We start from the raw sequence: 9,434 nt of genomic DNA, 5'->3' as shown, positions 1-9,434 counted from the left end.
CCGGCGGCCGCCGTGGCGCCCGGCCGGGCGCCCGGGGGCCCGGCCGGGACGTCGTCCGGCTGCGCGGTCGGGATCATGGCTCTCCTCGTCGTTCGAGGAGAGCCTTCCCTTTCCGGAGGCCGATCGTCATCCGGCGCCGAGACGAACCGCGGCTACTCCGCCCGTGGTACGCGGCGGCGTCCGGCTACGACCCCCGCTATCCCCGCCAAGGTCGCGCGCGGATCGGCTCGCAGGAGGATCCGCGGGGACCGCCTGACGCGCTAGTGTGACCTTGATCACTAGCTGTGTCCCCGACCCCCCAGGACAGACCAGATGATCGAGGCGGAGAACCTCACCAAACGCTACGGCGACAAGACCGCCGTGGACGACCTTTCCTTCACCGTCGTGCCCGGCCGGGTGACCGGGTTCCTCGGCCCGAACGGGGCCGGGAAGTCGACGACGATGCGGCTGCTGCTCGGGCTCGACCGGCCGCACCGCGGCGACGCCCGGATCAACGGCGTCCACTACCGCGACCTGCCGGAGCCGATGCGGGTGGTGGGCGCCCTGCTGGAGGCCCGGGCCGTGCACACCGGCCGCAGCGCCTACAACCACCTGCTGTGCCTGGCCCAGACGCAGGGCATCGGCCGCAAGCGGCTCGACGAGGTCATCGAGCTCGTCGGCCTCACCGGCGTCGCCCGCAAGCGCGCGGGCGGCTTCTCGCTCGGCATGGGCCAGCGCCTCGGCATCGCCGCGGCGCTGCTCGGCGACCCGGCGGTGCTGATCCTGGACGAGCCGGTCAACGGCCTCGACCCCGAGGGCATCGTCTGGATCCGCACGCTCATGCAGCGGCTCGCCGCGGAGGGCCGGACGGTGTTCGTGTCCAGCCACCTGATGAACGAGATGGCGGTCACCGCCGACCACCTCATCGTCATCGGGCGCGGCAGGCTGATCGCCGACTGCTCCACCGAGGAGTTCATCGAGCGCAGCACCGAGAAGACGGTGGCGGTGCGCAGCCCCGACGCCGAGCGCCTCGCCGGGATCGTCGCGGCGGAGGGCGGCAAGGCCGACCCGTCCGGCGACGGCCTGCTCACCGTCACCCACATGGAGGCCGCCCGGGTCGGCGAGCTCGCCGCCGCCGAGGGCATCGTCCTGCACGAGCTCACCCCCCGGCGCGGGTCGCTGGAGCAGGCGTTCATGGAGCTGACCCGCGAGAGCGTCGAGTACGGCCGCACCGAGGCGCCGGCGGCGGAACCCGCCGCGCCCGCCCCCGAAGGAGGCTCCCGATGACCACCGCCGCCGGCACCACCGGGACGCCCGCCGCGGCGCCCGCGGCACCGCCGCACCGGACCGGTTTCCTCCGCCTCGTCCGCGCCGAGTGGACGAAGATCCGCTCGGTGCGGTCGACGTTCTGGTCGCTGATCGCGATGGTCGTGGTCGACCTCGGGTTCACCGCCCTGGCCGTCGGCCTCACCGTCGCCCAGTGGGACGACACCGACCCGGGTGACCGCGCCGCCATCGCGGCCGACCCCACCAGCATGATCCTCGGCAGCGGGTTCTTCCTCGGCCAGCTCGCCATCTGCGTCCTCGGCGTCCTCGTCATCGCGTCGGAGTACTCCACCGGGATGATCCGCGCCAGCCTCCTCGCGGTGCCGCGGCGGCTGCCGATGCTGTGGGCGAAGGCCCTGGTCTTCGGGACGCTCGTCCTCGTCCTCGGCGTCGCGGTGTCGTTCGTGTCGTTCTTCATCGGCGAGGCGTTCCTCGACTCCAAGGTCCCGGTGTCGATCGGCGACCCCGGCGTGCTCCGCGCCGTGATCGGCGGCGGCCTGTACCTGGCGATGCTCGGGCTGTTCGCGATGGCGGTCGGGGCGATCCTGCGGCATCCCGCGGGCGGCATCACCGGCGTGATCGGGTTCGTGCTGGTGCTGGCGCCGCTCACGCAGCTGCTGCCCGGCAGCTTCGGCGACCACGTGCACGCCTACCTGCCGTCCGAGGCCGGGCACCTCATCGCGCAGGCCCACCAGGCCGACGGCGACCTGCTGTCGCCGTGGCAGGGATACGGGGTGTTCGCGCTCTGGACGGCGCTGCTCCTCGGCATCGCCGCGTTCCTGCTGAAGCGCCGCGACGCCTGAGACCCCCGCACGCCCGGTCCAGCCGGGCGGGCTCCGGCTCCCAGCCGCAGCCCGCCCGGCCACCGGATCGACGTCGCGCAGGGGCCACCGCGCCGCGGACGCCGCTCAGCGCGTGACGGGCCACGGAGTCCGCTCAGCGCGCCGTCCTCGGGCGGGGTCAGGCGTTGATCGTCCGCCACTGCTGCTCGATGCGCATCGACTCGCTGCGCCAGCCCGCGTCCGTCCGGCGCAGCCGGTGGTGGTAGAGGCCGCCGCCCCGCGTGAGCCCCGAGACGTCCGCCAGGGCCATGTCCCGGGACGGCGACAGCGTGTCGGTGAACGGCGCCCGGACGGTCGCCGCGTCGCCCGCCAGGTCGACGGACGCCGGCCCGATGAGGTGCTGGCGGCCCGGCCAGGCCGGTAGGGTGTCCGCCAGCCACGCCTTCACCGCCTCCGGCGTGCCGCACGGCCCGCCCGGCGCCGACAGGTCGATCTCGGCGTCGCCGGTGAACACGGTGTCGAGCAGGTCCCACTCGCCGCCGTCGACGGCGCGCGCGTACCGGGCGAGCAGCTCCGCGATCTCCGCGCGGTCGGACAGCTCCTGGAGCGTCATGGGCATCGGACGGCCTCCCCGGGGGAACGGTGGCGAGCAAGCGCTAGGGTAACCCGTCAGGCCCTCAAGCAGGGGTCTTCACGCGGGGCGCGCCGCCACCCAGCCGCCGTCCTCGTCCAGGAACCGGTCGAAGCGCAGCCCCGACGCCGCCAGCACCTCCGGCAGCTCCTCGTCGTCCAGCCGCCGGGACGCGAACGAGTGCGTCCAGGTCCGCTCGCCCATCCGGTACTCGATGGTCGCCGTCACCACGTCCGGCGAGGGACGGCCGACGTCCCGCATCCGGAACTCGACGCCGTCGTGCGACCACTCGCGCGGCCCCGCGTCGCGGAAGAGGGCGGGGGACTCCCGCTGCACCACCACGAGGCCGCCGGGGGCGGCGTGCCGGGCGCAGGTGTCCAGCAGCGCCTTCCGGTCCCCGTAGTTGACCAGGAACGACATCATCAGCACGCAGTCGAACCGCTCCGGCAGCCGCAGGTCCTCGATCGGCGAGCGGACGGTCCGCGCGCCCTCGATCCGGGCGAGCATCGCGGCCGAGCCGTCCACCGCGGTCACCGGATGGCCGAGTGCGACCAGCGGCCCGGTGACGCGGCCCGCGCCCGCGCCGAGCTCCAGGATCGACGCCCCGGCCGGAAGCGCCGCGTGCACCAGCGCCGCGCTGCGCTCGTCCGGCGGCATCGCCGCGTAGAACTCGACCGCGGACCCGTCGGCCGCGATCTCGCCCGGCCCCGTCCCGTGCGCCGTCCCGCCGTCCATCCGCGCCGCCTCCCCGTCCCCGCTCCATCGCGATCAAGGGCATCGTCGGCCGGGCCCGCCGGACCCGTCAAGGCATCCGCGCGGCGCGGTCAGACGTACAGCGCGTCCAGCCAGGCCTGCCACTCCCGCCGCGTCCGCTCCCGCTCGGCGTCCGCCCCCTCGGAGAAGAGGTGGACGGCGACGCCGACCGGCCCGCCCCAGGTGTTGCGGCCGAAGAACCGGTACATCGCGTCGCCGGTGCGCAGCCCGATGAACCACTCGTCGCGGTAGTCGACCACGGCATCGGCCTTGCCCGCACCGGGCAGGTCCACCCGCAGGCTCTCGCCCTCGCCGGTGCCGCCGGGGACGCCCAGGGCGCGGGCCACCGCCTCGAACGCGTCCTTCGCCGTGGACGCCTCAGGCCCCTGCACCTCCACGTGCGCCGCCGCGCGGCCCGGGAAGTGCGCCAGGTACTGCCGCAGCGTGTGCAGGTAGAAGTCGGTGTGCTTGTCCGCGCCGTCGTACTGGTTGTCCCAGTCGTCCTCAAGGATGCCGCTGTGCACGTAGCGGACCCAGGCCCGCCCGCCTTCGCGCGGCTCGATCAGGTGCTCGATCTGGTTCACCGTCCGCGCGTCGGCGCCCTCCCCGGACTGGTTCCGCGCGACGAACCGGTGCCCGGGCTCCCAGACCGCCACGACGCCGCCGTAGGGGGCGGCGCCGCCCTCCCGGGGCTCGTACTCCATCGGCCACAGCCAGCCGGCGGTGCCCGCGGTGACCGCCTCCCACACCTGGTCCGGCCGCGCGTCCACCTCGAACTCGCGGACGATCTCGAACTCCTTGCCCATGGCGTTCTCCTCGGATGCCGTACGAAAAAAGGGGGTCAGGACGTGCCGGCGGACGGCAGCCCCGGCGGGCCGCCGGGCGACGCCGCGACGCCGGGGACGGGCGCGGGGGCGCCCGGGTCCTGCTTCAAGGACGGATGGAGGGCCAGCACGACGCGGTGGTCGCGCCCGCCCTCGGAGTCCTCGTCGTGGTACTTGCGGATCAGTGCGCCGACCCCCGCGGTCAGCTCCTCGACGAACGCGGCCCGCGCCGCCGCCGAGGCGAACCGGACCTCGCCGTCCAGCGCGTAGGTGGCGAGCCGCCGGTTCGCGCGCTCCGCGCCGGTGATCAGCGCCCCGGCGTCGCGGACCAGCCGCGCTCCGAGCGCCAGCAGCCACCGCGCCGAGAGGGCGTCCCGGTGCCGCTCGGGATCGGGTTGCAGCGCGGCCAGCGCGACCGGCGAGATCACGTAGGCGCCGGCCGTGGCGCGCAGCAGCCGTTCGGTCATGTTGCCCTTGCGGCGCTCCTCGACCAGCTCGACCAGGCCGTGCCGCTCCAGGGCCCGCAGGTGGTAGTTCACCTTCTGCCGGGGGAGCCCGACCCGCGCCGCGAGCGTCGCCGCCGACATCGGCTCGGCCAGCTCGGCGAGCAGCCGGGCCCGCATCGGGTCCAGCGAGGCGGCCGCCGCCGCCGGGTCCTCGATCACCGTCACGTCCAGCATGGCCCCATCATGGCCACCGAACAATCATCCTGTCAAGACAAAAAAGTTTGTCGGTGGCGAGCATGGCGGCGCCGGGGGACGGGTGTCATGGAGAGCGCGCGGTCAGGCCGTCCGCGCGGCCGTTGCCGTGGTGGCGGGGGCGTCGAGGGCCGCCAGCAGGTCGGCGAGCGTGCGGCCGAGCGGCGCGTCCAGGGTCACCAGCGCGTGCCCGTCGCCCCGCGTCGCCCCCTGGTTCACGATCACGACGGGGATGCCCTGCGCGGCGGCGTGCCGGACGAACCGGTACCCCGACAGGACCGTCAGCGACGACCCCAGCACCACGAGCGCGCCGGCCCGGTCGGTGAGCGCGTAGCAGTCTCTGACCCGGGCGGGCGGGACGTTCTCGCCGAAGAAGATCACGTCGGGCTTGAGCAGGCCGCCGCACCGCTCGCAGTCCACGACCCGGAACGCCTCGATCCGGTCGTCGTCCAGGACGGCGTCGCCGTCGGGGTTGATCACCTCGGCGGTGGCGTCCCAGTCCGGGTTGGCCTCGCGCAGCCGCCGGTCCAGCCGCTCGCGGGACGTGCGCTCGCCGCAGCCGAGGCAGACGACCCGGTCCAGGGCGCCGTGCAGCTCGACGACGTCCCGCGCCCCCGCGGCCTGGTGCAGGCCGTCGACGTTCTGGGTGATGATCCCGGCGACCAGCCCCCGCCGCTGGAGGTCGGCCACCGCGCGGTGCCCGGCGTTCGGCTCGGCGCGGGCGATGTGCCGCCACCCGAGGTGGCTGCGCGCCCAGTACCGGCGCCGCGCGGCCTCGCTGCCGGTGAACCGCTGGTAGGTCATCGGATCGGCCCGCCGCCGGCGGCCCGTCTCACCGCGGTAGTCCGGGATGCCCGACTCCGTGGACAGGCCCGCGCCGCTCAGCACGACCACCTCGCCGTCGGAGACGAGGTCCGCGAGGATCCGGAGCCCGTCCTCGGCCGTCGCGGCCCCCGCCGCCCCGGCCTGGGCTGCCCCGGCCTGGGCCGCCTCGGTGGGCTTGTCCTCCACCTGGCCACTCACCACTTGCGTCACCCTTCCATGGTGCCTCACGGACGGCCTCACCCGCCTCGTCCGGAGGTGACGCCCGCCACGGCGCCGCCGCAGGTCAGCCGGCCCCGCGCGCCTCAACCCGCCCCGCGCGCCTCAGCCGTCCGCGCCGTCCAGCATGCGCACCATGTGCAGCTTCGCGACGGGCCGCCCGCCGACGAGCAGCGCGCGCGGCTCCCGGCCCCACACCTCGAAACCGCACGCCCGGTACAGGCGCTCGGCGGGCACGTTGCCCTCCGACACCGTCAGATCGACCTGGACGAGGCCCGCTTCGGCGGCGGTCTCCAGGATGCGCTCCACCAGGGCCCGCCCGACGCCCCGTCCGGCGGCGTGGGGCGCCACCGCCATGCCGAACAGGGTGCCCTTGTGGCGCTCCTGGAGCCGCGACGGCGCCCGGAGCCCGGCGGAGCCGATCAGCCCGCGCACCGGGTCGAAGGCGCCCAGCACGACGGTCCGCGTGCCGTCCGAGGGCACCAGCCGCGTGACGGTCGCCGCCAGCGGCTTGGCGTCCTCCTCCTCGAACGTGGAGGTGAACGCGCCCGGTGCGTCCCGCAGGGCCCGCAGCCGGAAGGCCCGGTACTCGGCGGCGTCGTCCTCGCCCAGCCGACGCAGGACGAGGCGCGGCTCAGCCTCGGCGGACATGGGACGGGAGCGCGGCGCGGGCCCTACGAGTGATCACGCCCGGAACCTAGGCGGCCCGCCGCACCGCCGTCAACGTCAGGAAGGCGTCAAAGTCGCCGCTTCCGCCGTTAACAGCGCGTTATGAGCCACCGGGATAAAAGGCGTGCTCAATAGGATTTCTGTGTCGGAACGTGAAGGAAGGTGCGGATGATGGGTGCGCTCATGGTGGTGCCGGTGCACGTGCGCGGCGGCGGCGCCGTCGTCCTTCGGACGGGACGCACCGGCGGGGGAGAGGGGCGCGTCGGCATCGCCTTCACCGACGAGCGGTGCCTGCGCGCGGCGCTCGGCGAGGACCAGGCGTGGATCCGGCTCGGCGAGAGGGCGCTGCGCGCGATGCTCCGCCCCTTGGGCATCGAGGTCGTCCAGGTGGATCCCCTGCTCGTCGCCCCAGAGTCCGCCGCAGTGACCTCGCCCGCGCGGACGGCTCCGCCCGCCGCCCCGACGGCGTCCCCGGCCTCCGGGTCGCCGGTGCCGCCGCGGCCCAAGGTCGCGGTCGGCATCCGGTGAGCCTGAGAGTGCCCGCGGTCCGGTAAGTGTTCTTTTCGGATTAGTTGAAAGGGCATGAAATGCTCGCCAGTGAAATCAGGACCGGTCTCGACGCGGCGATCTGGCCCGCCACCGCGCGCGCCGAACCGGACGGGGACGTGTCGATCGGCGGCGTGCGGATCGCCGCGCTCGCCGCGCGGTACGGCACCCCTCTCCAGATCCTCGACGAGGAGGACGTGCGGGGCCGCTGCCGCGCCTTCCGCGACGCCTTCGGCGACGCGGAGATCGCCTACGCGGGCAAGGCGTTCCTGTGCCGGGGCATGGCGTCCCTGATCGCCGAGGAGGGCCTGTCCCTGGACGTGTGCTCGGACGGCGAGCTCGCCGTCGCCCGGGCCGTGCGGTTCCCGCCCGGGCGGGTGCTGATGCACGGCAACGCCAAGACCCCCGACGATCTGCGGGCGGCGCTGGGCTACGGCGTGGGACGCGTCGTCGCCGACTCGTTCTCCGAGATCGCGCGGCTCGCCGCGGCCCCGGACGGGGCGCGGACGCGGATGCTGATCAGGGTGGCGCCCGGGGTGGACGGCGGCACCCACGCCGCCCTCACCACCGGGACCGACGGCCAGAAGTTCGGTTTCCCGCTGTCCACCGGCGCCGCCGCCGAGGCCGTCCGGCGCGTCCTCGGCCAGCACGATGCCGGCGGCCGCGGCCGGCGCGGCCCGGAGCTCGCGGGCCTGCACTGCCACCTCGGGTCGCAGATCACCGCCCTGGACGCCTTCGAGGAGGCCGCGCGCCGGATGGTCGCCCTCCTCGCCGCCGTCCGGGACGAGCACGGCGTCGTGCTCCCGGAACTGGACCTCGGCGGCGGCTTCGGCGTCGCCTACCGGCCCGGTGAGGCCGAGGTGGACCCGCGGGAGCTGGGGGAGCGCGTGCGCCGGGCCGTCCGGGAGGCGTGCGCGCTGCACCGGCTGCCCGTGCCGCGCCTCGTCCTCGAACCGGGCCGCGCCATCGCCGCCCACGCCGGGGTCACCGCCTACCGGGTGGTGAGCGTCAAGCGGGCGGCGGCGGGCGGCGTGCTGGTCGCCGTGGACGGCGGCATGAGCGACAACCCGCGGCCCGGCCTGTACGGCGCCGCGTACACGGTCCGCCTCGCCGGGCGCCGCGGCACCGGCGGCGACCGGGCGGCCACGGTCGTCGGCCGCCACTGCGAGGCCGGGGACGTCCTCGTCCGGGACGCGCGGCTGCCCGCGGACGTCCGGCCGGGCGACCTGCTCGCCGTCCCCTGCACGGGCGCCTACCACCACTCCATGGCGTCCAACTACAACCTGGTCAGGCGGCCGCCGGTCGTGGCCGTGCGGGACGGGCGGGCCCGGACGCTGGTCCGGCGGGAGACCGCCGAGGACCTGCTCGCCCGCGATGTCGGCTGACGCGCGTCCCGCGGTCACGCGGCGGCTCGCGGGGCCGCCCGTGTGTTATCTCCGTGACAAATGGTGCGCGGAGAATGTTCCTGGGAGGGCAAGTAGCCGCCCGCGGGGGCGCGCTAGCTTCCGAGACCTTGCGTAGTCGAGCGGAGCGCGGGGTGGCGGATGGGTCCAGCACGTCGAGCCGATGGAACGCCCCGGGTGGTGGTGACCGGGTTCGGTGTGAAGAGCCCGGCGGGCGGCACCCCCGCGGAGGTGCTCGCGACCGTGCTCGCGGGCAAGTCGCAGGCCGTCCACGTCCCCGAGCTGCTGGAGGCCGGGACGGCCGTGTCGTTCGGCTGCCCCGCGCAGCCGTTCGACGCCGGGCGCTACTTCACCCGGCCGGAGCTGCGGCGCCTCGACCGGGTGACGCGGCTCGGGGTCGCCGCCGCCGACGACGCGGTGGCCGACGCGGGCCCGGACTTCGCCGGACCGCCGGAGCGGCACGGCGTCTACGTCGGCACGGCGGCGGCCGGGCTCGCCGCGATCGTCGCGCTCGGCGGGCACGAGCACGCCCGGACGCTGGACCGCGTCCCCGTCCCCGCCGTCCCGATGATCATGCCGAACGCGACCGCCGCGCACATCTCCCTCCGGCACCGCCACGAGGGCCCGTGCATGACCTACTCCACGGCCTGCGCCAGCGGCGCCACGGCGATCGGGGAGGCCGCCCTCGCCATCCGCGCGGGCCGGATCGACGCCGCGGTCGCGGGCGGCGCCGACGCCGTCCTCACCCCGTTCACCATGGCGGCGTTCGCCCGCATCGGCAC

Annotated in this window: 11 protein-coding genes; 5 read left to right on the top strand and 6 right to left on the bottom strand. The window is 75.3% G+C overall.

Going from position 1 to position 9,434, the window contains the following annotated elements:
* The first annotated feature begins 312 nt into the window (after window positions 1-312).
* Window positions 313-1,266, top strand: coding sequence for an ABC transporter ATP-binding protein (locus E1300_RS43865; protein ID WP_131763195.1), 954 nt, complete (start codon window positions 313-315; stop codon window positions 1,264-1,266).
* On the top strand, window positions 1,263-2,108 hold the full coding sequence (locus tag E1300_RS43860) for an ABC-2 transporter permease (RefSeq protein WP_131763194.1): 846 nt from the start codon (window positions 1,263-1,265) through the stop codon (window positions 2,106-2,108). The genes E1300_RS43865 and E1300_RS43860 overlap by 4 nt, the downstream gene beginning before the upstream one ends.
* Window positions 2,109-2,265: 157 nt before the next feature.
* On the opposite strand, the gene E1300_RS43855 is transcribed toward E1300_RS43860, so the two are convergent.
* The 6 genes from E1300_RS43855 to E1300_RS43830 all read right to left on the bottom strand — a co-directional run bounded on the left by E1300_RS43855 (window position 2,266) and on the right by E1300_RS43830 (window position 6,685).
* On the bottom strand, window positions 2,266-2,706 hold the full coding sequence (locus E1300_RS43855; RefSeq protein WP_207400306.1) for a nuclear transport factor 2 family protein: 441 nt from the start codon (window positions 2,704-2,706) through the stop codon (window positions 2,266-2,268).
* Window positions 2,707-2,778: 72 nt separating this feature from the next.
* Window positions 2,779-3,453 (bottom strand): class I SAM-dependent methyltransferase, encoded by a 675-nt coding sequence (locus E1300_RS43850; RefSeq protein ID WP_131763193.1) that lies wholly within the window; start codon window positions 3,451-3,453, stop codon window positions 2,779-2,781.
* 89 nt (window positions 3,454-3,542) lie between these two features.
* Window positions 3,543-4,277 carry an SRPBCC family protein gene (locus E1300_RS43845; RefSeq protein ID WP_131763192.1) on the bottom strand — a complete coding sequence of 245 codons (735 nt, stop codon included), beginning with the start codon at window positions 4,275-4,277 and terminating at the stop codon, window positions 3,543-3,545.
* A 35-nt stretch (window positions 4,278-4,312) separates the two neighbouring features.
* Window positions 4,313-4,975: an ArsR/SmtB family transcription factor gene (locus E1300_RS43840; RefSeq protein ID WP_131763191.1), complete on the bottom strand. Its 663-nt coding sequence runs from the start codon at window positions 4,973-4,975 to the stop codon at window positions 4,313-4,315.
* 102 nt (window positions 4,976-5,077) lie between these two features.
* On the bottom strand, window positions 5,078-5,917 hold the full coding sequence (locus E1300_RS43835) for an NAD-dependent protein deacetylase (RefSeq protein ID WP_131763196.1): 840 nt from the start codon (window positions 5,915-5,917) through the stop codon (window positions 5,078-5,080).
* Between the two features lie 222 nt (window positions 5,918-6,139).
* The gene (locus tag E1300_RS43830; protein ID WP_131763190.1) at window positions 6,140-6,685 is read right to left on the bottom strand and encodes a GNAT family N-acetyltransferase; all 546 of its coding nucleotides are present in this window, start codon (window positions 6,683-6,685) and stop codon (window positions 6,140-6,142) included.
* A gap of 186 nt (window positions 6,686-6,871) precedes the next feature.
* Between E1300_RS43830 and E1300_RS43825 the strand changes: the two genes are divergently transcribed.
* The 3 genes from E1300_RS43825 to E1300_RS43815 all read left to right on the top strand — a co-directional run.
* Window positions 6,872-7,231 (top strand): SAV_915 family protein, encoded by a 360-nt coding sequence (locus E1300_RS43825; RefSeq protein ID WP_131763189.1) that lies wholly within the window; start codon window positions 6,872-6,874, stop codon window positions 7,229-7,231.
* A 59-nt stretch (window positions 7,232-7,290) separates the two neighbouring features.
* Window positions 7,291-8,634, top strand: coding sequence for a diaminopimelate decarboxylase (gene lysA, locus E1300_RS43820; protein ID WP_131763188.1), 1,344 nt, complete (start codon window positions 7,291-7,293; stop codon window positions 8,632-8,634).
* A 195-nt stretch (window positions 8,635-8,829) separates the two neighbouring features.
* Window positions 8,830-9,434: beta-ketoacyl synthase N-terminal-like domain-containing protein (locus E1300_RS43815; RefSeq protein WP_278045433.1), on the top strand; the 605-nt coding region annotated here is incomplete at its 3' end.

The sequence above is a fragment of the Actinomadura fibrosa genome (genome assembly GCF_900659615.1).
GTDB lineage: Bacteria > Actinomycetota > Actinomycetes > Streptosporangiales > Streptosporangiaceae > Spirillospora > Spirillospora fibrosa.
The sequence above is the reverse complement of the archived record's forward strand: the minus strand, read 5'-3'. Positions and strand labels throughout refer to the sequence as shown.